18 protein-coding genes and 1 pseudogene are annotated in these 22,879 nt (G+C 67.7%); 11 read left to right on the top strand and 8 right to left on the bottom strand.

Translation table 11 applies throughout. From position 1 onward, the window contains the following. Positions 1 to 231 precede the first annotated feature (231 nt). Both ACFYQQ_RS21165 and ACFYQQ_RS21160 read left to right on the top strand, forming a co-directional pair. Positions 232 to 1,485, top strand: coding sequence for an FAD-binding oxidoreductase (locus ACFYQQ_RS21165; RefSeq protein ID WP_388904956.1), 1,254 nt, complete (start codon positions 232 to 234; stop codon positions 1,483 to 1,485). Then, on the top strand, positions 1,482 to 2,558 hold the full coding sequence (locus ACFYQQ_RS21160) for a (Fe-S)-binding protein (protein ID WP_355793923.1): 1,077 nt from the start codon (positions 1,482 to 1,484) through the stop codon (positions 2,556 to 2,558). Before ACFYQQ_RS21165 ends, ACFYQQ_RS21160 begins: the two co-directional genes overlap by 4 nt. A 66-nt stretch (positions 2,559 to 2,624) precedes the next feature. On the opposite strand, the gene ACFYQQ_RS21155 is transcribed toward ACFYQQ_RS21160, so the two are convergent. Further along, positions 2,625 to 3,341, bottom strand: a complete 717-nt coding sequence (locus ACFYQQ_RS21155; RefSeq protein ID WP_388904955.1) for a GntR family transcriptional regulator — start codon at positions 3,339 to 3,341, stop codon at positions 2,625 to 2,627. 477 nt (positions 3,342 to 3,818) lie between these two features. Continuing rightward, positions 3,819 to 5,447, bottom strand: coding sequence for a right-handed parallel beta-helix repeat-containing protein (locus ACFYQQ_RS21150; RefSeq protein ID WP_388904954.1), 1,629 nt, complete (start codon positions 5,445 to 5,447; stop codon positions 3,819 to 3,821). 822 nt (positions 5,448 to 6,269) lie between these two features. Between ACFYQQ_RS21150 and ACFYQQ_RS21145 the strand changes: the two genes are divergently transcribed. After that, the gene (locus ACFYQQ_RS21145; protein ID WP_355788066.1) at positions 6,270 to 8,255 is read left to right on the top strand and encodes a hypothetical protein; all 1,986 of its coding nucleotides are present in this window, start codon (positions 6,270 to 6,272) and stop codon (positions 8,253 to 8,255) included. A 577-nt stretch (positions 8,256 to 8,832) separates the two neighbouring features. Here the strand turns inward: ACFYQQ_RS21145 and ACFYQQ_RS21140 are convergent. After that, positions 8,833 to 9,756, bottom strand: a complete 924-nt coding sequence (locus ACFYQQ_RS21140; protein ID WP_388904953.1) for an SDR family NAD(P)-dependent oxidoreductase — start codon at positions 9,754 to 9,756, stop codon at positions 8,833 to 8,835. A gap of 197 nt (positions 9,757 to 9,953) precedes the next feature. Between ACFYQQ_RS21140 and ACFYQQ_RS21135 the strand changes: the two genes are divergently transcribed. Then, positions 9,954 to 10,862 carry a helix-turn-helix domain-containing protein gene (locus ACFYQQ_RS21135; RefSeq protein WP_388904952.1) on the top strand — a complete coding sequence of 303 codons (909 nt, stop codon included), beginning with the start codon at positions 9,954 to 9,956 and terminating at the stop codon, positions 10,860 to 10,862. Between the two features lie 85 nt (positions 10,863 to 10,947). Here the strand turns inward: ACFYQQ_RS21135 and ACFYQQ_RS21130 are convergent. The 5 genes and pseudogenes from ACFYQQ_RS21130 to ACFYQQ_RS21110 form a co-directional block, all read right to left on the bottom strand. Next, positions 10,948 to 11,247: pseudogene (locus tag ACFYQQ_RS21130) on the bottom strand (alpha/beta hydrolase); the annotation flags it as partial. A gap of 204 nt (positions 11,248 to 11,451) precedes the next feature. Continuing rightward, positions 11,452 to 11,904: a nuclear transport factor 2 family protein gene (locus tag ACFYQQ_RS21125; RefSeq protein ID WP_355793624.1), complete on the bottom strand. Its 453-nt coding sequence runs from the start codon at positions 11,902 to 11,904 to the stop codon at positions 11,452 to 11,454. A gap of 320 nt (positions 11,905 to 12,224) precedes the next feature. Further along, positions 12,225 to 12,848: a DoxX family membrane protein gene (locus ACFYQQ_RS21120; RefSeq protein WP_355793626.1), complete on the bottom strand. Its 624-nt coding sequence runs from the start codon at positions 12,846 to 12,848 to the stop codon at positions 12,225 to 12,227. 856 nt (positions 12,849 to 13,704) lie between these two features. Continuing rightward, on the bottom strand, positions 13,705 to 14,664 hold the full coding sequence (locus ACFYQQ_RS21115) for an NADP-dependent oxidoreductase (protein ID WP_388904951.1): 960 nt from the start codon (positions 14,662 to 14,664) through the stop codon (positions 13,705 to 13,707). Between the two features lie 276 nt (positions 14,665 to 14,940). Beyond that, positions 14,941 to 15,528, bottom strand: a complete 588-nt coding sequence (locus tag ACFYQQ_RS21110; RefSeq protein ID WP_355782478.1) for a TetR/AcrR family transcriptional regulator — start codon at positions 15,526 to 15,528, stop codon at positions 14,941 to 14,943. A 544-nt stretch (positions 15,529 to 16,072) separates the two neighbouring features. Between ACFYQQ_RS21110 and ACFYQQ_RS21105 the strand changes: the two genes are divergently transcribed. The 7 genes from ACFYQQ_RS21105 (at position 16,073) to ACFYQQ_RS21075 (ending at position 22,868) form a co-directional block, all read left to right on the top strand. After that, positions 16,073 to 16,705 carry a VOC family protein gene (locus ACFYQQ_RS21105; RefSeq protein WP_388904950.1) on the top strand — a complete coding sequence of 211 codons (633 nt, stop codon included), beginning with the start codon at positions 16,073 to 16,075 and terminating at the stop codon, positions 16,703 to 16,705. Between the two features lie 291 nt (positions 16,706 to 16,996). Next, the gene (locus tag ACFYQQ_RS21100; RefSeq protein WP_388904949.1) at positions 16,997 to 18,280 is read left to right on the top strand and encodes an NAD(P)/FAD-dependent oxidoreductase; all 1,284 of its coding nucleotides are present in this window, start codon (positions 16,997 to 16,999) and stop codon (positions 18,278 to 18,280) included. Then, on the top strand, positions 18,280 to 18,747 hold the full coding sequence (locus tag ACFYQQ_RS21095; RefSeq protein ID WP_355793365.1) for a nuclear transport factor 2 family protein: 468 nt from the start codon (positions 18,280 to 18,282) through the stop codon (positions 18,745 to 18,747). Before ACFYQQ_RS21100 ends, ACFYQQ_RS21095 begins: the two co-directional genes overlap by 1 nt. Then, positions 18,744 to 19,604 (top strand): fumarylacetoacetate hydrolase family protein, encoded by an 861-nt coding sequence (locus ACFYQQ_RS21090; RefSeq protein WP_388904948.1) that lies wholly within the window; start codon positions 18,744 to 18,746, stop codon positions 19,602 to 19,604. Before ACFYQQ_RS21095 ends, ACFYQQ_RS21090 begins: the two co-directional genes overlap by 4 nt. 105 nt (positions 19,605 to 19,709) lie before the next feature. After that, on the top strand, positions 19,710 to 20,468 hold the full coding sequence (locus ACFYQQ_RS21085; RefSeq protein ID WP_388904947.1) for a CoA transferase subunit A: 759 nt from the start codon (positions 19,710 to 19,712) through the stop codon (positions 20,466 to 20,468). A 48-nt stretch (positions 20,469 to 20,516) separates the two neighbouring features. Further along, entirely contained in the window at positions 20,517 to 21,182 is a 666-nt protein-coding gene (locus ACFYQQ_RS21080; RefSeq protein WP_388904946.1) for a CoA transferase subunit B, read from the top strand. 729 nt (positions 21,183 to 21,911) lie between these two features. Then, positions 21,912 to 22,868 carry an alpha/beta hydrolase gene (locus tag ACFYQQ_RS21075; protein ID WP_355792600.1) on the top strand — a complete coding sequence of 319 codons (957 nt, stop codon included), beginning with the start codon at positions 21,912 to 21,914 and terminating at the stop codon, positions 22,866 to 22,868. Positions 22,869 to 22,879: the final 11 nt, after the last annotated feature.

Below are 22,879 nucleotides of genomic sequence, written 5' to 3'. Positions count from 1 at the left end.
CGATCCTGATCGCCCACCGGGCTACAGTCCGGCTCTAGCAATCCTGCCGGCCGCTGCCGCGGACGCACACGTGTCCGCGGCAGCGGCCGGCACCGGAGACGTTCCATGGACGCTGCACTGCACCGACAACTGCGAGCCGTCGTAGGCCCCGATCACGTTCGGGACTCCGAGGGCGAACTGATCCCCTACGGACGTGACGCCACCCCCCTGTTCTTCAGGCGCCCGGACGCCGTGGTCTTCCCCGGCAGCACCGAAGAAGTCGCCGCGGTGCTCCAGCTGGCCACTCAACGCGGCGTCCCCGTCATTCCCCGAGGAGCGGGGTCCAATCTGTGCGCGGGGACGGTGGCGCTGCAGGGCGGCATCGTCCTGGCCCTCACCCGACTCGACCGGATCCTCGAACTCAGCCCTTCCGAACTCCTGGCCCGGGTGCAGCCCGGAGTGACAAGCGCCGCGCTCGCTTCCGCCGCCGCCGCCGAGGACTTGCTGTGGGCGCCGGACCCTGGCAGCCGCACGGTGGCCACGGTCGGCGGCACCATCGCCACCTGCGCCGGCGGGCTTCGGGGCCTCAAGTACGGCGTAACACGCAACTATGTACTCGGACTGGAGGCAGTTCTGCCTACCGGTGAGGTCATCCGCACGGGCGGGAGACTCAACAAGGACGTCGCCGGCTACGACCTCACGAGGCTGCTCACCGGATCCGAAGGGACCCTCGCCGTGATCACCGAGGCGACCGTGGCCCTACGTCCGGCGCCGGAGACCACTGGCACAGGCGTGGCCTACTTCCCCACCTTGGCCGACGCGGGACGGGCCGTCGCCGCCATCATCGCCGGCGGCCTCCTGCCGGCGACGCTCGAGTTCCTCGATCGCACATGTGTCAACGCGGTCGAAGACTTCGCGCATCTGGGACTGCGCACCGACGCCGGCGCACTGCTGCTCTTCGGCGATGACGGAGAGCCGGACGCGACCCAGGCGGCCCTGGCGCGCATGAGTGACGCGTGCGTCGTCGCCGGAGCCCTGGAAGTCACGACGGCGGCGCAGGTGACGGAGGCGGAAGCCCTCCTGGCGGCTCGCCGGTGCACGCTGCCCGCCCTGTCCCGGCTCGGTGCCCTGACGATCCTCGAGGATGCCACCGTGCCGCGGCCGCGCATCGCCGAGATGGTCGAGCGGATCGGCGGCATCGCCGACCGCTACAGCGTCCCCATCGCGACCTTCGGACACGCCGGTGACGGCAACCTGCACCCGACGTGCGTGCTGCAGTCGCCGGATGACACCGAAGCCGTACAGCGAGCCGAGTTGGCGTTCAAGGACATCTTCGCCGCGGCTCTGGAGCTGGACGGAACCATCACCGGCGAGCACGGAGTGGGCGCGGCCAAACTGCCCTATCTGGCCCAGCAGCTCGGCCAGGCCCAGATGTCACTCCTGCGCCGCCTCAAGGCGGCGTTCGATCCCGCCGGCATCCTCAACCCCGGAAAGCTTGGTTCATGAAGGACCCGATTTTCAACGCGGAACAGCTCTCCCGGTGCATCTCCTGCGGGTTCTGTCTGCCGGCCTGCCCCACCTATGCCCAGACAGGCGACGAGGCATCGTCTCCACGGGGCCGGATCACGCTCATGAGATCGCTCCAGGACGGCGAACTCCCCCTGGATGATCCCGTTCTGAAAGAGCAGGCATCGTTCTGTCTCGGCTGCCGTGCCTGCGAACCGGTCTGCCCGGCGGGGGTGGAGTACGGCAGTCTGCTGGAGCAGTGGCGGGATCACCAGTGGAAGGGCACCCGGCGTCCCTGGCTGGCCGCCGCGCTGAGCTTCATCGCCGCCCGCCGGGGCCTCATTCGCTTGCTGGGAACGGTTCGCGGGGCAGCACGCGGTCGGCGTCGCGCCCCGCACGGCGGCCGTGACGGGCAGGACGGCCAGGACTCACTCATGCTGGGGTGCTACGAGCGCATGCTGTTCCCGCGTGTCAGCAAGGCCGCGCAGTCCCTGGTTCCCGGGCTGTCCGTGCCCGCCCGACAGGGCTGCTGCGGCGCCCTGCACGCGCACAACGGGGATCTCGCCGCGGGCGAGCGGTTGGCAGAGCAATTGGGTCGCGACCTGCCGGGAACGATCGTGACGACGTCCGGCGGCTGCGCCGCGCACATCGCATCGGTCCTCGGGCGGGAACGGGTACGCGAGCTGTCCGCCTACCTGGAGGCGCAGACGGTGCAGGGAGACGTCCGTATCCAGGGCCGGCGCGCTCGAGTGACCCTGCAGGACTCGTGCCATCTGCGCAACGGGCTGGGTGTCGTCGCCGAGCCCAGGGCGCTGCTGTCGCAGGTGGCCGACTACGTGGAGCTGCCCTCGGCCGGTACGTGCTGCGGGGCCGCGGGGACCTACGCACTGCTGCGGCCCAAGGACTCGCGGACCATTCTGGACGCCAAGCTCGACGAGGTCGCGGCGGCGGAGGTGGACTACGTCGTGGCGGTCAACCCGGGCTGCCTGAGGCAGTTGCAGACGGGGCTCCGTCGTCGCCGCTCCACGGTGCAGGCCGTCCACATCGCGGACTTCCTCCTGCTGCGCGAGTGAGTGTGGGTGCTCTCACGCCGTGGGGACCGGCCGTCAACCCCACGGCGTGACGGGTCAGGGTCCGGGTCAGGGCCCGTCGGTCAGGGCCCCGGCCAGCGTGTTCTCCGCCTTGCGGATGTGTCGGCGCGTCAGCCGCTCCGCCAGCTCCGCGTCGCCCTGCTCGACCGCTTCCAGGATGGCGGCGTGCTCGGATGCCTCCTGCTCGAAGGTCGCGCGCAGACGCCAGCCGAGTCCCGCCACGAAGGCGGTGAGGTCCTGGAGCTGATCCAGGAAGTTGCACAGGAACGTGTTTCCACACGCGGTGTAGAGCTCGCGGTGGAAGCGACGGTTCGCCGCCCCGAGGCCGTGCGTCTCGCCGGCACCGACAAGCGATGCCGCTTCCGCGAAGGCTTTGCGGGCGCCCTCGTGGCGAGTGGCACCCAGACGCTCGGCTGTCATGCGCACCGCAGCAGGCTCGGTGGTGGCGCGCGCGGTGTACAGCTCGTGGACCAGCATGTCGTCCGGCGAGCGCACACTGACACCCTGGTAGGCGTTGATCACTACCAGTCCGGATGACTGCAGCTGCTTCAGCGCCTCCCTCACCGGGGTCTTCGACACGCCGTACATCTCGGCGATCTCCCGCTCCACCAGTGGCCGGCCCGGCTGCAGGGCACCCTCGAGGATGGCTTGTCGCAGGGCATCGCGTACCCGGTCGGTCCTGGATGCGGGCTGACGCAGGGGCGGGAGAACGACGGAGGCTGGGGGGCTGCCCGGGGCCTGCGGGGTGGCATCCATGTTCGACATATTGGAATCGTGGTATACCGCGACGCCAGGTGCAACCTACACGGACCATTTTTCTCAGTGGGCGAAAACAAGGGGGGCCATTTTGTACAGGTTCGCGGGTACGCGAGCCCTGGAGGACCGTTTCGCCGTCGACACGAGTTCGGCGGAGACCGGGCGCGAGGCTGCGGTTGCCCTGCGTGGCCGTCGAGACCACAGACCAGAGCAACTCCGACCGGCCCACCAAAGACGCCCAAGCACACGGCCGTGGCGAGATGCCGCGCTACGGCCGAGGCGGCGCGCGGCTCCGGTCTGCGACCTCCAGCCTTCGGCGCAGGCCTGCAGAACGCACGTCTGGCCCGGCATCGCCGGGCCAGACTGGGGTTGCACATTGCGACCGTGCCGCGAATCACGCGACACTCACTGCCCGCGGCTGGTGGCCGCGGTCAGGTTGCTATGACGCTGCGCATTACGCCGACAACCATGTCGCAGCTGCGGGCTCTAACGGCCCGAGTGGCGCGGGTTCTTGCGTCGCCTCGTGAAGAAGACCAACGCGGCACCGCCGAGAAGGATGACGACGCCTGCCGCAGCCGGCGCGAGGTCCGCACCGGTCGCCGCCAGGTCTTCGGACCCGTCGTCCTTGACCTCTTCCCCCGTCTTGCCCTGGGCCCCGGTCTGGACGCCGCCCTGCTCCTCGCCCTTGCCACCCTCCCGCACCGGGGCGGGCTCGGTCATGGGCCTGTCCGCGTGTGCTTCCGAGGTGTCGCCGTCCGAGGACTCCCGCTCATCGGTCGACGCCGAGCCGGCGAGCGCAAGGGCACCCCGGTCGGGCTTGGCGCTCGACCGCTGGACTCCGGCGAAGTCGGTGGCCGCCTGCGGGAAGGCCGTGCCCGAGCCCACGGCGGGTGAGCCCTTCTTCAGCCGGAAGTCCGCGGACGCGGGGTCGGTGCTCGCGTTCTCGAACTCGGGATCCGCGACGATGTCGTGGGGACCCTGCACCTCGGGCCTCTTGCCGTTGAAGTACAGGTTGTAGTCGTAGGTGACGTCGACGTTCTTGTGCTTGCTGTTGGTGGCCCCACCCGTGCGGTTGTAGGAGACGTTGTTCAGGATGCGCACGTCTCGGCTGTCCAGGGCGTAGATGCCGGCGTAGCTCTCCATGCGCGTGCTGCGCGCGTTCTTGTACGCCGTGTTGTTGACGATGTCGACGTGCTGGCTCTTGTAGGAGTGGATTCCCGAGCCGCCGTTGTCGAAGGTGACGTTGTTGGCGACCAGGACCCGTCCCTGGTAGTCAGTCCCCGTACCGGAGGGCTTGCCCTTCAAGGTGTCGATGATGATGCCATTGCCGTCGGAGTAGCAGCGGCACTCGGCCCACTTGACCTTGGTCTCATTGTCGTAGGCGACGTTCCCGGTGATCCGGATCTTGTACTGCTTGCCGTCACCCCGGTCCGAGTCCAGCGCTCGCAGGATGGATATGCCGCTGGCTCCGTACACCGTGTACCACGCGTTGGAGTGCACCCGGTTGCGGTCGATCACCACGTGGTCGGCGTCGATCGCCGAGATACCGGCGCCGGGGCAGTGGTGCACGTGGTTCCCGGTGATGGTGAGGTGGTGGGGCGCTGCTCCCGTCTTGGGGTTCTTCGACGCGTTCAGGCAGTTGGTGTTGAAGTCGGGTTCCTTCGGCTTCGAACGCCGTTCCGCGTCCGCCAGGGAAAGACTGGCGCTGTTGCCCTTGATCTCCAGCCCGGTCACATTGATGTAGGAGGCGCCGGAGATGTTGATGCCGTTCCACCCGCGGACCGGGTTGATCACCGGCTTCTGTCCGGGGGCCGCGCGGTAGGTGATGGGCTTGCCCGGACTGCCCGATCGAGTGATGTTCACGACGTCGAAGCCACGGGCGGTCTCGCGGAAGGTACCGCTCATGAGGAGCACTGTGTCACCCGGTCGTGTCAGGTCCGCAGCCTTCTGCAGGGTCCGGAAAGGACTCCCTGCGGACGTACCCGAGTTGCTGTCCGAACCGGACGGACTCACGTAGTACGTGTGGGCGGCGGCGCTTGCCGTTCCCGCACCCGCCAGAAGACCGGCCGGCAGTAAAGCGGCAGTCACGGCCAGGGGCAACTTAAGGGCGCGCATGCGGCGGTGGTTCATGGATGCCTTTCTCGGTTGGGAATGCACCTCGGCCACCCCGCGGGGCTAGGCCAAGGGTCCAGCCTCGACAACAAAGGTCGGGCGTGGGGTCACTATCACGTCGGGACTGGCACACCTGTCGACTGCGCGGACAGCCGTCCATGCTCACCCAGCTGTTTGCACAGCGAAATTCGCCGCAATCCAGGGCAAGCGGTGCGCCGGGGAAGAAACTACATGCGCCGATCTCGTCGACCAAGTCCCGTCCGCGCAACGCAAGTTACGCGTGTGACAGTTTCAGAAGCGGCCGGGGGCGACAAGAGGGGACAGTGCGTAAGCGTTTTGACGGCCCGTCAGGTCGACGCTTCACGGGTCCGGCCCGCTCCTCCCTCGTGGACAGCTCCCCTGATGTCCCCTATGCCTGGGCTCGCCGGGCGAACCACACCACCAGGCGATCGCCTTTGCCTGCCCGGTCCGGATGCGAAAACGTCCCCTGCTACGCCTGGCGCACCTGCCAAATCCAAGTAGATGCCGCCGGAGGGTTGTATCTGGCATCCTGATATACCAGCATGCCGCCATGCCACAAACGTCACTTCCAGTCGTTTGCTCTTTCGCACGTCACTCCTCCTCGATCACCCGCCGCCTCCCCGACCGGGTCGAACGCGTCGGCTCCCTCTGCGAGGAATGAGCGCGCAAGGCTTCCGGCAAGGTCGCGGCCCGCGACTCGCCATCGGCAGCGGCCCGAGAAGTGCGCTGCGCAGGACACCTACCACCGCAGACCGGCCTCAGGGCGACCGGCCTGCGGCCGAGCCCCAGAAAGAAGGCACGCACGTGATCACTCCTTCCCCTGCCCCCAGCAGGGCTCTCACGCTCATCGCCGCCGGCGCACTCGTGGGCGGCCTCATAACCGCCGCGGCATCCTCCACCGCGGTCGCGGCCGACATCACGGGCGACTTCCAGGCCGCATCCCCGGGCTCCGTACCCTCCGGGTGGTCCGTGGCGACGGCCGGCGGAGCGGCCACCGTGGAGGACGTCCCGAACACAGTGGACCGGAGCCTGCGCCTGCGGGACACCTCCACCAGCGCTCCTGTCACGGCGAGCGTCTCCTTCGGAGCCACCTCCTCGACGGTCATCGCGGGTTTCCGGCTGCGCGCGGACCAGTCCTCGGCCACCGTGGGCGTGCACCTCGACAGCGCGGGCGGGCACAGCGTCACCGTCGCCATGGGCGCGAACGGGCGCCTGTACACGTACAACGGCAGCACCAAGGTCGACCTGGGGACCTACGCGGCGAACCGCTGGTACGACATCCGAGTGGTGGCGCAGCCGTCGACAGCGACCGCGGACGTGTACGTCAACGGCGCCCGCAAGGCGACGGCCTTGGCCTTCCGAACGACGACGACAGCCCTGGGAAGCCTTCAGGCGAGCGTCTCCACCGCGGACACGGGCACCGCCTGGCTCGACGACGTGCGCACCGTCACCGAAAGCACACCACGAACCTGGCCGCACATCGGATCAGTCGCCCCGCGTACACCGCGGCAGATCGGTGACTCCAAACTGCTCATCGGCGCGGAGACACTGGACCGTGACTACACCAACTACCGGGCCTTCGCGCCCTACTTGGGAGAGCTGGGTGCCACGCGCACCAGGCTTCAGGCAGGCTGGGCAAAAACGGAGAAGACCAAGGGCGTCTACGACTGGGCCTGGCTGGACACGATCATCGATGACGCCGCCAGCCGTGGCATCAAGCCTTGGGTCCAGCTGTCGTACGGCAACGGCATCTACCCCGGTGGAGGCGGATCGGGACTCGGCGGCCATATCCCCGACTCGGCGGAAGCCCTCGCCGCGTGGGACGCCTGGGTGAGCGCCGCGGTGAAGCGCTACAAGGGCCGCGTCACCGAGTGGGAGATCTGGAACGAGCCGAATCTGGCAGGCATCCCGGTCAAGGACTACACCGACTTCTTCATCCGCACAGCGAAACTCATCCGCGCGGAACAGGCCGACTCCGTCATCTACGGGCCCGCTGAGGCCGGTATCGACGTGGCCTACGTGAAGGACTTCCTGGTCCGCCTCTCGGATCAGGGCAAGACCGGCCTCCTGGACGGCGTCAGCTACCACCCGTACAACCCGAACCCGGACGATGCCTGGACTTATGAGCAGGTCGACAAGGTCAAGGCACTGATCGAGCAGTACGACCCGGGAACGGTCCTGCGGCAGGGAGAGAACGGCGCACCGAGCAGGCCGGGCAGCTTCGGCGCCCTCGGCGATCTGGACTGGACCGAACTCAGCCAGACCAAGTGGGTCGTACGCCGAGTCCTGAACGATCTGGGGCGCGGTATCAGCAGCAGCGTCTTCAGCATCTCAGACCTCCACTACCCTTCGAAGATCAACAGCAAGGGGCTGCTCCAGACCAACAGCGACAAGAGCATCCGATACGCCAAGCCCTCCTTCTACGCGGTTCAGACCGTCGCCTCGATCATCGACAACACGGTGGAGCCCATTCCCTCCTACGGCTGGAGCGCCTCCCCCAGCGCACCGCTCACCGTGCAGGCATTCGCCAAGCGCACGGGCGGTCAGCAGATCGTCGGCGTGTGGTCCGGAACCGCCAAGCCCAGCGAGAGCAACACGCGTACGACGACGGACCTGACCTTCACGGCCGGAAAGTTCCAGGATCCCGTCTACGTCGACGTACGCACCGGCGCCGTCTACGACATCGCCGCCTCCGACTGGTCGCGGCAGGGCAACACCTACACGTTCAAGAACGTTCCTGTGTACGACTCTCCAGTGCTCATCGCAGACCGTTCCACGATCAAGCTCTGACTCTGGGGCCCCTGTCAACGGGCCGAGCCGTCCCGGCGCAACAACGGCCGGAGCGTCTCCGACCAATTCGGCCCGAGGTCGAAGCCGCCCGCGACGTCTCCCTGCGCAGGGGTCGCGCGCGTCGCCATGAGGGCCGCGCTCCCCTGTTGCGGGCGGCCACAGTGAGCCGTCCTGCGACGGGCGCGGTGCACAGCTCACGATGTGATGATTCGTCAGAACATTGACGACTTGTCATTCATTGTCAAGAAGTCGAATGATCGAAACAATAGACAAGCCGCCGGGCAGTGCATCGGAGCAGCAGTGGTCCCCCCGATTGCCCCTGCCCAGCACGCCCGGCGGCGCCTCAGGACGTCGATACCCACGTCATCCCAACCAGCGGCGCTTCCCGCCGTTCTTCGGCGCCCTGCACCTTTGCGTCCAGACGCTGCCCTGCTCACCGCGTCAGCGGGCAGTCGGAGCGTCCGGCATCCCTGGTGACCCCGTACTGGCCGCACCCTGCATGCCTCACCCGGGCACGGCCAGAACTCCCAACTGGTCGACTGAGGCCGCCAGATCCGCCATCGTGTCGTTGCTTACGTCAGTGCAGGACGGCGGCGCTGACATCCCACAGGCGCTCAGCATTCGCGGGGTCGAGTGCGTAGGAGGCGACCCCCGGCACACCCAGTTCCATAGGCCGCGCGTTCACCTGCGGAGCTTCGTTGACGTCTTCGAAGTAGCGGCCGCCGACACCCTCGACCAGCGGGGAGGCGGCGAGGAAGACAGAGGTGGCAGCACCCTGCTCGATGGTCTTGCGGTACGGCTCGGGCGTCTTCAGTCCCCCGGTGTGCCGCTGGAGTTTCGTCGCGATAGCCCCGGGGTGCAGTGCGTTCGCCCGGATCCCCTCACCGGACCAGCGCCGGTCCGCCTCGACGGCCAGAAGCACCTCGGCCGTCTTGGACTGGCCATAGGCGCCGAGCGCGTCATAGGGACGGAACCGGTAGTCGAGGTCGTCGAAGACAACCGGAGAAAAGAGGTGACCACTGGAAGCAACTGTCACCATGCGTGCACCACCGGCTTCCGTGAGTGCCCGGTGCAGCCCCAGGGCCAGGGCGAAGTGGCCCAGATAGTTGGTGGCGAACTGCTGCTCGTGCCCGCCGATACCTCGCTCGAGCTCGGGCAGCATCATGATGCCGGCGTTGTTGAGGAGGATGTGCAAGGGGCCGGCCCAGGCGGCGCAGAATGCAGTCACCGAGCCCAGATCCGCCACATCCAGCCGGGCGACGTGAATCGCCGGATTGCCGGTCTTGGCACGCAGGTCCGCCGCGACCTGCTCCCCGGCGTCGGGACGCCGGACCGCGAGAGTGACCTCGGCACCGGCCAGCGCCAGCGCACGGGCGGTCTCCACTCCGATACCGGAAGTGGCGCCGGTGATCACGGCCCGCTTGCCGGACAGGTCGACACCCTCGATCACCTGCGAGGCAGTCGAATGACGGTCAAAGGGACTACGAAAGAGTTCAGACATCAGTGCTCCTCGTGAAAGACGCGGGTACGGCAGCCGGTCCCGCCGCATCTCGCGGAAACTCACTCGTCGAGCGTTCCCGCCGGCTGTCGCCGTGCCCCGCCACTGTGCGGCACCCGCGGTAGAGCTGCCCAGGACCGGCTGAGACTGGGACTGGCAGGGCCACCCGGACGGGGCAACACCTGCCTACCCTGGAACGCATGACAACCACCGGCGATCCGGGCCCCATGGCCGCGTATCTGCGCGCCCGCAGGCAACTCGTCAAGCCTGCCTCCGTCGGCATTCCCGATACCGGCAACCGGCGCGTGGCGGGCCTGCGCCGGGAGGAAGTCGCTTTCCTCGCCGGCGTCAGCTCCGACTACTACGTGCGCCTGGAGCAGGGCCGCGACCGGCACCCTTCCGAGCAGGTCCTGGTCAGCATCGCAGGCGCACTGCAACTGGATGAAGAAGGCACCGCCTACCTTCTGCAGCTCGCGGCCTCCCCGAGCACCCGCCGTCCCGGTCACCGCCGGCCGGAGACGGTCGGCGAGGGAATCCGCACCCTGATGAACACCTGGCCACTGACTCCGGCATACGTGCACGGCACATACATGGATGTGCTGGCCGCGAATCCTCTGGCCATCGCGCTCTCCCCTTTCAACGGACCCGGCCACAACAGCATCCTCGCCGCCTTCCTGGAGCCGGAACTGCGCGCCCTGCACGCCGATTGGAAGGAGATGACCGCCCGCATCGTGCCCTATCTCCGGTCCGTCGCCGGCCCTGACGTCGCCGATCCACGACTCGTCGAGATCGTGGGCGAACTGTCCATACGCAGCGAGCGCTTCCGCAGGCTCTGGGCACGCCAGGACGTCAAACACAAGGCCACCGGCACCAGCAGACTGCAACACCCCCAGGTCGGCACCCTGGAACTGCACTACGAGAAGCTGCTGATTCCCGGCAGCCGAGGACAGACCCTCGTCACCTACCACGCTCAACCCGGCAGCGACTCCGAAGACCGTCTGCGTCTACTCGCTTCCCTGGGAAACCCGGCCCACGGCGCCGCAGACATCGACACGAACGGTCGAAGGCGGGACGGCACCGCCCGCACTGACGCTGACCGAACCACGTAGCGGAGCCCCTGGTGAGCAGGCGGGACCCGCGTCTTGCGGGTCCTTGCCCCGCTGGCGGGCAAGCTGCGCCGCCGTGCGGATAGTCGCGGTGACGGCGTCGTGGGAACGCCAACGGTCGGGTGGCGGCGGACTGGTAGTCCGCCTGCTTGCAGGGCGTTGCAGGGCGAGGCCGAGGCATCCCCGTCAACGCGGCGAGAGCGCAAGAGGGACCTACGCGGCCTGCGAGTTGAGCTGCGCTCTCGCCTTCATCCGGCGTGAACGCGCGGACGAATACCAGGGCCTTGACCCTGTCGTTGCCAGTGGCAGCGTTGGAGGTGAGGAAGCCTCCGTAGGAGTGCCCCACGCAGATGATGTCGCCATCGATCGCGGTGAGGACTCGGCGCAGATACTCTGCGTTGTACTTGACTCCGCGGAGGGGGTTCGCTGCAACCAGTACAGGAAAACCCTCCTCGATCAGGGGCGCGATGCCCCCGTTCCAGCTCGATGATTAGGCAGAAGCGCCATGAACGAGCACGACGGTTGGCTTGCCTGAGTTTCCTGTCGCGATAGCCGTAAAAGACCTGTCGCGAGCGAACGTGATGAGAATGGCTCAGGCGTCGGGGAAGCCGCCCGGGAGGGCGTCGAGCCGCAGGCGCGTCAAGGTCAGTCGGCGGATCAGCCAATGGCGGCCTTCCTTGCGGTACTCCTCGTGGTAGTGCCCCCACCCGTGAATCCCTTTGGGTGGCCGGTCACCCTCCGCTGGAAAGAAGACGATGTCCTCCATCCCCCAAATCACGGCCGCCTCGATGCCAGTGATCTCGATCTCCGGCATGCACACGCTGTGCACGCTCGTTGCATCGCCCAGCCATGCGCGGGCGACAGAGATGAACTCGTCGACCGACTGATCGTTACCGGCTATGGCGAAACGGCAGTCATCAGTGAACAGTCTCCCGAGCTGCTGCCAGTCACGCGTGTCGAGAAAGCGGCAGTAGCGGGCTTTGACCTTCTTTATTTCTTCGATGTCCGACAGAGTTTTCAGATCCGGCATTTCTTTCTCCGTCACCTCACCGCAGCGTACAACTACGCACACGCAGTAATCCGAGCGTCGGATGTCACGGCGCAGCAGCGCGAGGGCGCCCGCCCGGTCAGCACGACCGGCCGTGGAGTCTGCCGTCGGAGGCAGGGGCCCGGGGCACCACACGCCGGCAGGCCGGCGTATCGCGCGTCGACTCGGCCCACCGTTCGGAACGAGCGCTCTCGGCGGTGACGGCGCCGACCGTCGTCGACCTTCCGTGCAAGGCGACACTCCGGCACTCAGTACGGAGCAAGCGGACGAACACGGGAGGGCAGCCGAGTTGCTAACCGGACTACGCGAGACGGAGCCTACTCATCGCCCGCATCCTGCCCGCGGATCCTCTTGTTACGGGCCCCGACGACCAACGTGGTGACCGCCGCAGTGACACCCATCGTGAGGGGCACCATCCAATGCCGATTGAGCGCATGACCCAGCAGATGGTCGAGCGAGAACCGACCAGGACCCGCGATCGCCAGACCAGTGGCCGTCAGGCCGAGCGAGACCGCGTACTCGTACCCGCCTTCCTGGGCGAAAAAGCCATTCGGCGCGTGCACGGCTGCGGCACCCGCCATCGCGCCTGCCGCCGCTGCGCCGGCCGCTGGTGTCGCCAGGCCCAGTGCCAACAGGGCGCCGCCGCCCAATTCAGAGAGTCCGGCGGCCGCCGCCGACTGTTTGCCGGGGACATAGCCCATCGCCTCCATGGCAGCGCCCGTTTGCTCAAGGCCACCACCACCGAACCAACCGAACAGCTTCTGCGCCCCGTGAGCGGCGAGCACACCGCCCGCACCCAGCCGCAGGAGAAGCAGCCCCAGGTCAGGACGGTCTAGACAGGTGTTACAGGACACGTCGGCCTCCCGGTTCAGCGGAGTACTGGAGATTTCCGGTGTCAATCCCACCATTCCACCAAAGAGCGCGATCTTCCTGCCCGCCATCCACCGGAGAGCAACGACGTGAAAGGCGCACCTGCCTCCAGCGGCCGCCCGGGACGCCCGTACAGGAGGGGCGATGTCGAATGCGGCGTCCGAGGAGACCCCGACGGTGCGGTCGGCTACTGCGCGGATGGCGTGCCGAGAGGTACACCAAGCCTGCTCGCAGGTCCGAATCGACGTCGGGAATCTGTGCGTCAGAGTCAGGCAAGACACCTGGCGAACGGCGGGCATGAGGGCTGCGGCCGGCAACACCCTGATCGCACAGGATGTCTTCGCGTCGGCGCACCGCGTACTCTCGGTTCCTGCCGAGGGCCAGCACCCCGTGCGACACAGGACGGCGCTCTCTACACCTCCGCCTTCGGGCCGTTGCTCATCCTGGGCCAGGCGGGCTACGCGGCACAGCAGGTGCTCTCCTCCATCGCCATCTTGCTGAACGTCCATGGCGCGTCCGCGTTCGCGGAGGAACCGCTAGGCCTCGCCCTCCGTGGCTGAAAGTCCCATCAGGGCCCGCAAGCTGTCCATCCCTCACCAAGTGTGCAACGCGCCGGCCTTGCAACTGGGCTCTCGCCTCGGATGGTTGGCTTGTCCAGCACGCGTCTCCGGGGAGACACGTGTCATGGGTGGGCCCGCACACATCCGGCTCCGGGACACGTGACGCTCTCGCGTCTCGCGCCGTGGTGGCGACGGCGTGCCCGCCCCGTACCGGCGAACTCGGGTGCCCCGGCAACGCGGCGAGAGACCGCGGCCGCCGCATGCGCGCGTCACCCATCACCGGCCAGAAGGCGCCGACGGGGAGGTGCCTGCCGGCATGAGCGAGCCGAAAGCGCCCGGGAGAGGTCGACACCGCACCGATGCGGCCTCAGAACACGAGGATCAAGCGTCCGCGCACACCCCCGGCTTCGAGGAGGCGGTGAGCATGCGCCGCCTCCTCGGGCGGAAAGCGGTCTGCGACCCTCAGCGTCAGCTTCCCTTCGTCGGCGAGCCGGCGGAGAAGGTCGAGCTTGTCCCGACGGCCGTCGTAGTCGTGGACGAACGTTGCAAAGAGCTCCACGCCTTGCCTCTTGGCGGCCTCCTCGAACGCCCGCTGCCCCGTCACCCCGCGCACTGAGGCAAGCCGGCCCCCCTTGCGGATCGCGCCTAGCAGGTGAGCCCCGATGACCGCTGCGTCCACTACCGCATCGACGCCGTGTGGGGCCAGAGCCCGGAAACGCTCGGTCACGCCAGGGCCGCGAGGAACGACTTCGTCTGCGCCCAGCGCAGCGACCAGCTCTGCGTCTGCTGACGACGCATCGGCCAGAACGCGGTGCCCGGCAGCTTTGGCCAGTTGCACCGCGAAACCCCCCACTGCTCCAGCGGCACCCGTCACCGCGAGAGTGCTGCCCGTCGCCAAGTCCAGTTGGTCGAGAGCGCGCAGGGCGGTCAGTCCATTGAGCGGAAGCGTGGCTGCCTCGGCGTCATCGGTTCCCGCGGGCGCCGGTACGACCCAAGAGCCAGGCAGTACGACCTGTTCCGCGTATCCGCCGCCGCTGGGCGACGTCGGATTCACCATGGCCATCACCCTGTCTCCGACAGAGAAGCCGTGGTTGGGCCCGGCTCCGATCTCATCGATCGTGCCGGCTACGTCAAGCCCGGGAATGATGGGCTCGGGACCATGGAACCGCAGGGGTGAGGCACCGCTTCTGATCACAGTGTCCGCCGGGTTGACGGCTGCGGCCCCGACGCGGATGCGGACCTCGCCGGGGCCGGCATGCGGTGTATCTCGATCGACGACCTGCAGTACTTCCGGGCCGCCGAAGCTGAACAGTCCTACTGCCTTCATGGCGGATCCAAATCAATCGTAGGAGGCATGAGTTCTCTTTCGATGCTGTCAGTGCCTACAGCACTCCGCTGGCTGGGAGCCGAGCGACGGCATCGATGGATTTGTGGAGCGCCAGCCCCACGATGGAGTGTGGGGGCGCGCCAGAGCAGCGTTCGGGGCGCCGGGGCGCGTTGTCCGGGCACGCCGGACACCTGCCCGGCTGATGAACAGGCGTGGGAGGCAGAACGGTCAGGTCGGCTCGCGCCTGATGCGCGGAGCTACGTGCCTCTCTTCAGGTCAGGCCGGCTCGAGAGCCGTCAGGACGGTTTCCACGGTTTCCATCAGCGCCTGGCGGTCCGGGGTGATGGCACCCATGACGCGAATTCCCTGCATGAAGGTGAGGAGATAGCGGGCCAGCTCGCGAGCACCCCGGGCGTCGGAGATCTGCCCGTCCGCCTGGGCCTCGGCGATCACCTCATACAGGGCGTCCTCAAGGGAGGACGTCGTAGTGCGCACGTGGGCAGCGATCTGAGGATCATGAGCAATGCGTTCAGTCACCGCGCCGACGATCAGGCAGGCGTGCCGGCTGCCGTCACGCACCACTTCATCGACCGTACCGATCAGGACCGCACGCAGCAGTTCAAGAGCCGGGGCACCGCCGCGCAGGATGTCGATCAAAGGTGTGGAGTACTTCTCCCGGTATCGGTCCATCGCGGCCAGGTAGAGGCCGTCCTTGCTGCCGAACGCGGCGTAGAGCGACCCACGCCCGAGTCCGGTGGCATCCACCAGATCCTGGATCGACGTCCCTTCGTAGCCCTTGCGGCGAAACGCGTTCATCGACGCTTCCACCGCTGCCTGAGTGTCGAATTCCCTCAGTCGTGCCATATCCGCAGACTACGCAATCAGGAACGAACGGTCAAGTAATCGGTCCTGCCCTCCCTCACCCGCATGTACGGCCCCACCTGAGGCGACAGCCACACCGGACCACCGAGCCCCTGATCGGACAGGCGAAGGTGCGCCCGTCCCGGGTGTGAGCTGGGGGCGAGTACGGCCAGGCCAGGCTACTTACCTTTCATTAGTGACTAATGCCCTCATTGGCCGCCCCTGGCGACGGTCGCACCATGAGACGCATGACCGAGCACATCCGCCCCCTCACCGGACCGGCAGCACGACCGCCGTCGCCGATGTAACGGCTGATGACCGTGGTGGCCGTTCGTATGACGGCGGGCGCCGGCCGGCGCAGAGCGCATCCAGGCCGCGGTCAAGGGTCGGCCTGCGCAGGCCATCCCACAGGACCCCACCACACCTCGGCTGTGCGGCACCCGCGGGGAGCCGGTCTTCGCTGACAGGGTCCGATCGCGACCCTCGGCAGCAGTTTCGTCCCATGCGCAGCCGCGCCCGAGCGCGCGGTCAACGTCGGTCCGGCCCGATGGCCGTCTCTACACGAGGAGGAAAGTCGATGGCGTCTCCCGCCAAGCTCGCACACGTGGTCTTGCGAACGCAGCACCTGAAGGAAATGCGGGAATGGTACGTGACCGTGCTCGACGGCAAGGTCATGCACGAGGACCCGGCTTCGGCCTTCATCACGTATGACGATGAACACCACCGGATCGCGCTGGCCAACATGGCCGACCTGGAGGACCCCGACCATGCCGAGCCGCTCCGGCCCATCGTGAGGCGGGAGAAGCCCGCCCCCGTCACAGCGGACACCGACATCTTCCAGGCACTCGCCGGTCCTGCCACCGGGCTGTTCCACATCGCCTTCACGTACGACACGATCATGGAGCTGCTGGACACGTACGAGCGGCTGGCCGCCGCCGAGATCTGGCCGGTCCTGGCGATGAATCACGGCGTGACCACCTCGATGTACTACCGGGACCCCGAGGACAACCTGGTGGAACTGCAGATCGACAACTTCGCCACGGCGGAAGAGGCCGAGGACTTCATGCAGGGCGACGTCTGGCTCCGCCGCCCCGGCGGTGCCCCCATCGACCTCGACGCCCTGGTGGAGCGCTTCCGGGGCGGCGAGTCCTTCGACAACCTGGTCAAGCCGACCTGGTGACCTTCTGAATGCCCCTGCCTCTCGTCTTATGTGCGGGAACTCGAGAGGCAGGTGCCCGCGGCGACCCTCGCGCGGGTCCTGGCTGGTGCGGCGGACGATTCGGACGGACAGCCGCCCGCCGCACCAGCCTCCGTCTCCCCCGCCACCGACAGCACCGGCGGGATGTCGCGCCGGTCACTGCCGCCGCCCGCGGAGTTGCGCGGCGCGACATCACGCGGTGGATCCCGGTCGCGCCTGCTCCCAGAGCATGGCTGTCAACTCGTAACCGCAACAACCCAATTGGAGCACCTCATGCCTAAAGAATCCGAAAACCGCCCCAGTGTCGTTGTCATCGGAGGGGGCTATGCCGGCATCCGCGCGGCCCGGGAGCTCGACGACATCGCCGACGTCATCCTCGTCGAGCCACGCGACTCCTTCCGCCACAACGTCGCCGCACTGCGCGCAACGGTGCAGCCGGACTGGGCGCACAACATTTTCATGTCCTACGAACGTCTCCTCACCCGGGGCAAGGTGGTGCACGAGCGGGCCGCACGGGTCGAGCCCGGCTATGTCGAGCTTGCCTCGGGTCAGGTCCTGCGTCCGGACTTCCTGGTGCTGGCGACCGGATCGCGGTACCCCTTCCCGGCCAAGGACTGGGAGGAGAGCAGCGAGAAGTCCAAAGACAACTACATGAGAACTGCCAAGGAGTTGGAGCGTGCGCAGCACGCGGTGATCCTGGGTGCGGGGGCGGTCGGTATCGAGATGGCTGGTGAGATCCTGGCGCAGTGGCCGGGAAAGAAGGTCACCCTTGTCGATCCCTCCTCGGACGTGCTCGGCGGCAACTACCCGGAGAAGCTGCGGACGGCACTGCGAAAGATGATCACCGAGGCCGGAGTGGACCTGCGCCTGGGAGAGGGCTTGACGAAGCTGCCCGATGAACCGGCCGGGGTGGTGGCGCCGTTCACGGCGCAGACCACCACGGGCCGGACGATAGAGGCGGACCTCTGGGTGCGCTGTTTCGGAGGGGCGGTGCCGTCCGAGTATCTCGCCGGGAGCCTGACCGGAGCGCGAAACGACTCCGGGACGGTGCGGGTGGGCAGCGACATGCGGGTCGAGGGCCACAAGACCGTGTACGCGGTGGGCGACATCGCCGACCTCGGGCTGCCCACCGCGTTCCTCGCCGACATCCAGGCGGAGGTGGCTGCGAAGAACATCCGGCGTCACATCGGCGGCGAGGAGGAGGGTCAGGACGCCGTGTTCGCTGACCCCTTCCCGCACCTGGTAGTGCCCTTCGGCCCCGGCAAGGGAATCGGCTGGCTGGTCCACCAGGAGGACCTGCTCGACTATGCCTCGGTGGCACAGCTAGGGCGACCACCTGCTCGTGGACATGTACACGGACAAGCTGGGCCTGACCGAGGGCGCCTGGAACCTCGGCCACTGAGCCTATTTGGGAACGAACACCCATCGGGTGAGCCGGCATTCAGGAGGTGGAACCCCAACAGCGGGGACGTCACGCCCGGGCGTCACCCTCCCAGGTGGCCTTGTAGAGGCTCACCCAACCGACACCCCCCTTTATCCGAAGGTGAGGCTCAGTGATGGCTGATCCGGCAACGGCCGCGGAGCGGCGGCAGCCTGGTTCCGAACCCGACCTGATGGCACTGCGGGCCCGGGCGGCGTGCCTGGACGTGATCGACGCGTTCTTCAGACGGGTCGACGGCGGCGAGGCCGCGCGCACTGTGGAACTGTTCACCACGGACGGCGAACTGGTGATGGGCTCGTCGTCGTTCTCGGGAGTGGGGCTGGCCGCGGCCATGCGGACCCGGCAGGAGGACAGCGGCAAGCAGGGTGTCCACATCCCCGCCGCCTCCTCCTTCCGTCTGCTGTCGCCCATCGAGGCGGAGGTCCAGACGTACCTGCATCTCTACCGGCAGGCCGACCAGCGTGCGGGCACCTCTCCGAAACCTCGTGCGGTCACGCTGCTCAGGGACCGGTTCGTGAAGGGCGACGACGGCCGCTGGCGCATCGCCCGGCGAGTCGTCGACATCGTCGCCGGAGGCGAATGATCATGCGCCTGTACCGCACACCTGCGGGGCTGGCCCGTGGCGAGGGTGACGAACTCGCCCTCCTGGACCTCCCCCACCTCGATGTCGCCGATCTGCTGTCGGATGGCATCGAACAGGCCCGAAGCGCCCGCGTCCACAGCCGAATACCGTTCCACGGCGCGGTGCTCCTGCCACCGGTCGAGGTTCCGGGGACCGTGGTGATCGCCGGTGCCAACTACCGCGACCACGTGGCGGAGGCCGGCATGCCGACCCCCACCGCTCCGGTGTTCATCACGGTGCAAGGCATGAGCGCGAGTGGGCCGTACGATCCCATCTGGCTGCCGGCTGAGGCACCCTCGCAGGTCGACTACGAGGCGGAACTCGCCGTGGTGATCAGCCGGCCGGGGCGGGACATCCCGGTTCGACGGGTGTGGGATCACGTCGCGGGACTGATCGCGGTCAACGACGTCTCCGCCCGTGACGTGCAGTTGGCGGCGATGACCGACGGAGTCGTCACCGACATCGACGGAGTTCGGAGAGGGAAGTCCTTCCCGCACTTCAAGCCCATGGGTCCGGCCGTGGTCACCGTGGACGAGACCGGGACCGACTTGGACCTGGCGATCCGCACGTATGTCAACGGCGAGGTACGCCAGGACTCCCGTACCAGCCAGATGATCTTCTCCGTTCCGGAGATCATCTCCCATGTATCGGCCACCACTCCCCTGCTGCCCGGCGACGTGGTGCTGACCGGGACACCCGGCGGCGTCGCCCTGGCGAGCGGCGGATACCTGCGCTCCGGTGACGTGGTCACCGTGGAGATCGAAGGGCTGGGCAGACTCCACAACCCCGTGCGCACGGCTCCAACGGTCCACGCCTAGTCAGCGTGTCTGCCGCCGACCAGGTGCCGCCGGCAGACACGCAACCGTGCGCCGGCACGCTGGTGATCGCGCACGTGCGCCCAACTCGAAACGGAGGAAAGACAGATGGACAAGGTGGTCGGCTCGGCACACGACGCGGTGACCGACATCCCCGATGGCGCCACCCTCGCGGTCGGCGGCTTCGGGCTCTCGGGTATCCCCTCGACCCTGATCTCGGCTCTTGTCACCGCGGGTACTTCCGGCTTGGCAGTGGTGTCCAACAACTGCGGTGTCGACGACGGCGGCCTGGGACTACTGCTGCGGGCCGGCCGCATCGCCCGCATGACCTCGTCCTACGTCGGCGAGAACAAGGAGTTCGCCCGTCAGTACCTGGAAGGCGAGCTCGAGGTGGAGCTGGTACCCCAGGGCACCCTCGCCGAACGACTGCGCGCCGGCGGCACGGGCATCCCGGCCTTCTACACCCCCGCCGGCGCAGGCACCCTCGTGGAAGAGGGCGGACTGCCCTGGCGCTACGCCCCGGACGGCAGCACGGTGGTCGCCTCCCCACGCAAGGAAGTACGGGTATTCGGAGAGCGCCGCTACCTCCTCGAAGAGGCCATCACCACCGACTTCGCACTCGTCCGTGCGGCGGTGGCGGACCGGCACGGCAACCTCGTGTTCCACGCCGCAGCCCGCAACTTCAACCCGCTGTGCGCCATGGCGGGCCGGACGACCGTGGTGGAGGCCGACCGGATCGTCGAGCCCGGTGAGATTCCGCCCGACGCCGTCCACCTGCCGGGCGTCTACGTCGACCGAGTGGTGGCCGCCGACGCCGCCGACAAGCGCGTCGAGCGCCGCGCGGTACGCGAGCCGGGCGGCACCTGACTCAGCCCTCGACACGCCACCCCGCCACAACACGACGCAGGAGAGACAGTGACGACCACCGGGACCCACAGCGGCGACCTACGCGACGTGCTGGCCGCACGCGCGGCCAGGGAACTGACCGACGGCCAGTACGTGAACCTCGGCATCGGCCTGCCCACGCTGATCCCCAAGCACCTGCCTCCCAGCGTGCACGTGGTGCTGCACGCCGAGAACGGGATCCTCGGCGTCGGTCCCTACCCGTACGAGGGGGAGGTGGACCCGGACCTGATCAATGCCGGGAAGGAAACCGTCACCGTGCTGCCCGGCGCAGCGTACTTCGACTCGGCGGCGTCCTTCGGCATGGTCCGTTCCGGCCGCATCGACACGACGATCCTCGGCGCCATGCAGGTGTCCGCCCGCGGAGATCTGGCGAACTGGACGATTCCCGGGAAAATGGTCAAGGGCATGGGCGGCGCCATGGATCTCGTCCACGGCGCCCGCAGGGTCGTCGTCGTCATGGAACACACTGCCCGCGACGGCTCTTCGAAGATCGTTCCGGAATGCACCCTGCCTCTCACCGGCCGCGGTGTCGTCGACCGGATCATCACCGAGCTTGCGGTGTTCGACGTGACCTCCGACGGCCTGCATCTGGTGGAACTCGGTCACGGCGCCACCGTCGAGACGGTGCGCGCGGCAACCGAGGCGTCATTCTCCGTCGCTGACCTGCTTAGGTGACCGACATCCAAGTGACCGTCACCTGTAGACAGCCGACGCCCATGCGAGACAGATGCACGTCTTGTGCGTGGCAGCGGGTGCTTCCCGTTGCCGCAGTGGACGGGGTCTCTGCCTGTGATCACGAAGGACTTGAGCACCAGCGGCCCGACGTGTGACCCGCTCGGGAGTATGAGCCGTGCGGTCCAGGCGCACCCAGCCACGCCGCGCACCTCCGCACCACCTCTCGGAGGCCTCATGTCCAACCACCGCCCGCACCAGACGAGTTCTGGGCCTCTCTTCGCGGTGCTGGTGACCAGTGTCAAGGCCTACGCCCTGGTCCTGGCCCGTTGAAGGCGGCCCGCCCGCTCGACGGTCGCGTACTCACGGGTGTGAACCGCGGTGCTCCTTGCTCGTCTGTCGTGGTGTGGCGGATGACCTCCGAGGACGCGCGGCCGTCACGCATGGCGACAGTACGGTCGACGGAGTCGGCCACGGCCCTCAGCTGCATCGGCATGATGACGTTCTGCAGAGCTCCTGCCCTGAACAACGCGTGCCCGCCCTGGTCGACGGTTCGGGCAAGGGGGCCAGACCGGGGAGGGTCCTCCCGGCAGCAGAGCCTCTCCGGAGTCGGCATGCCGAGGGGATGGGGACCCCGGGGCCGAAGGCTCATGTCCACATGCCGTATCCGTCATCTGACTGGAAGATCGGCTGTAAGTGAGTGTGGAACTCCGCCGCTGAAAGGTGCCAGAAATGGGAGAGCACGTCCTTGAGCCGCAGGCCCAGGAAATCGCGGACGCGACAGCAAACCCGCCCTTCGTCTACGAACTCGGTCCGGAGGGCGCCCGCAAGGTGCTCGACGACATCCAGGCTGCCCCGGTCGACAAGCCTGAGGTGGCGGAGGACAAGTGGATCACCGTCCCCGCAGAGGTGGGAGACGTCCAGGTCCGCCTGCTCAAGCCGCTACGTGCCGAGGGCCCTCTGCCGGTCATCCTCTACATCCATGGGGGCGGATGGATCCTGGGCAACTCCGGTACACACGACAGACTTGTCCGAGAGCTGTGCGACGGCGCGAGGGCGGCGGTCGCGTTCGTCGAGTACGACCGCTCCCCGGAAGCCCGCTACCCGGTAGCGATCGAGCAGGCCTACGCGACAGCGCAGTGGATCACCAGGAACGGAGTGGACGAAGGACTCGACGCGAGCCGTATGGCGGTCGCCGGTGACTCGGTCGGCGGAAACATGACGGCTGCGGTCGCGATCATGGCCAAGCAGCGCGGCGACGTTGGTTTCGTCCATCAGTCGATGTACTACCCGGTGACAGATGCCGCGCAGGACACCGACAGCTACCGCGAGTTCGCGAACGGCCCCTTCCTCACGGCGAAGTCCATGGAATGGTTCTGGGACGCCTACATCCCCGGCGGCGGCGAACAACGCAGCGAGATCACGGCGTCGCCACTCCGTGCCACCACGGAAGAACTGGCGGGTCTGCCGCCGGCCCTCGTCATCGTCGACGAGAACGACGTACTCCGTGACGAAGGCGAAGCGTATGCACGCAAGTTGACCCAGGCCGGCGTCCCCACGACGAGCGTCCGCTACAACGGCGTCATCCACGACTTCATGATGCTCAACCCGGTACGACCGACGAACGCCACCACCGCCGCCATGGAGCAGGCGATCCGCGTCCTGCGAAAGGCGTTCACGAGCGGCTGAGCGCTTCTTGC

Origin of the sequence: Streptomyces sp. NPDC005496 (assembly GCF_042872045.1) — a bacterium.
Classification (GTDB): Bacteria; Actinomycetota; Actinomycetes; order Streptomycetales; family Streptomycetaceae; genus Streptomyces.
The sequence above is the reverse complement of the archived record's forward strand: the minus strand, read 5'-3'. Positions and strand labels throughout refer to the sequence as shown.

Excerpts from the sequence above, each read along its gene's own strand:
- ACFYQQ_RS21160 (WP_355793923.1), top strand. The coding sequence starts at position 1,482 with ATGAAGGACCCGATTTTCAACGCGGAACAGCTCTCCCGGTGCATCTCC.
- ACFYQQ_RS21155 (WP_388904955.1), bottom strand. The coding sequence starts at position 3,341 with ATGTCGAACATGGATGCCACCCCGCAGGCCCCGGGCAGCCCCCCAGCC.
- ACFYQQ_RS21150 (WP_388904954.1), bottom strand. The coding sequence starts at position 5,447 with ATGCGCGCCCTTAAGTTGCCCCTGGCCGTGACTGCCGCTTTACTGCCG.
- ACFYQQ_RS21140 (WP_388904953.1), bottom strand. The coding sequence starts at position 9,756 with ATGTCTGAACTCTTTCGTAGTCCCTTTGACCGTCATTCGACTGCCTCG.
- ACFYQQ_RS21135 (WP_388904952.1), top strand. The coding sequence starts at position 9,954 with ATGACAACCACCGGCGATCCGGGCCCCATGGCCGCGTATCTGCGCGCC.
- ACFYQQ_RS21120 (WP_355793626.1), bottom strand. The coding sequence starts at position 12,848 with ATGGCGGGCAGGAAGATCGCGCTCTTTGGTGGAATGGTGGGATTGACA.
- ACFYQQ_RS21115 (WP_388904951.1), bottom strand. The coding sequence starts at position 14,664 with ATGAAGGCAGTAGGACTGTTCAGCTTCGGCGGCCCGGAAGTACTGCAG.
- ACFYQQ_RS21110 (WP_355782478.1), bottom strand. The coding sequence starts at position 15,528 with ATGGCACGACTGAGGGAATTCGACACTCAGGCAGCGGTGGAAGCGTCG.
- ACFYQQ_RS21105 (WP_388904950.1), top strand. The coding sequence starts at position 16,073 with ATGGCCGTCTCTACACGAGGAGGAAAGTCGATGGCGTCTCCCGCCAAG.
- ACFYQQ_RS21100 (WP_388904949.1), top strand. The coding sequence starts at position 16,997 with ATGCCTAAAGAATCCGAAAACCGCCCCAGTGTCGTTGTCATCGGAGGG.
- ACFYQQ_RS21095 (WP_355793365.1), top strand. The coding sequence starts at position 18,280 with ATGGCTGATCCGGCAACGGCCGCGGAGCGGCGGCAGCCTGGTTCCGAA.
- ACFYQQ_RS21090 (WP_388904948.1), top strand. The coding sequence starts at position 18,744 with ATGATCATGCGCCTGTACCGCACACCTGCGGGGCTGGCCCGTGGCGAG.
- ACFYQQ_RS21085 (WP_388904947.1), top strand. The coding sequence starts at position 19,710 with ATGGACAAGGTGGTCGGCTCGGCACACGACGCGGTGACCGACATCCCC.
- ACFYQQ_RS21075 (WP_355792600.1), top strand. The coding sequence starts at position 21,912 with ATGGGAGAGCACGTCCTTGAGCCGCAGGCCCAGGAAATCGCGGACGCG.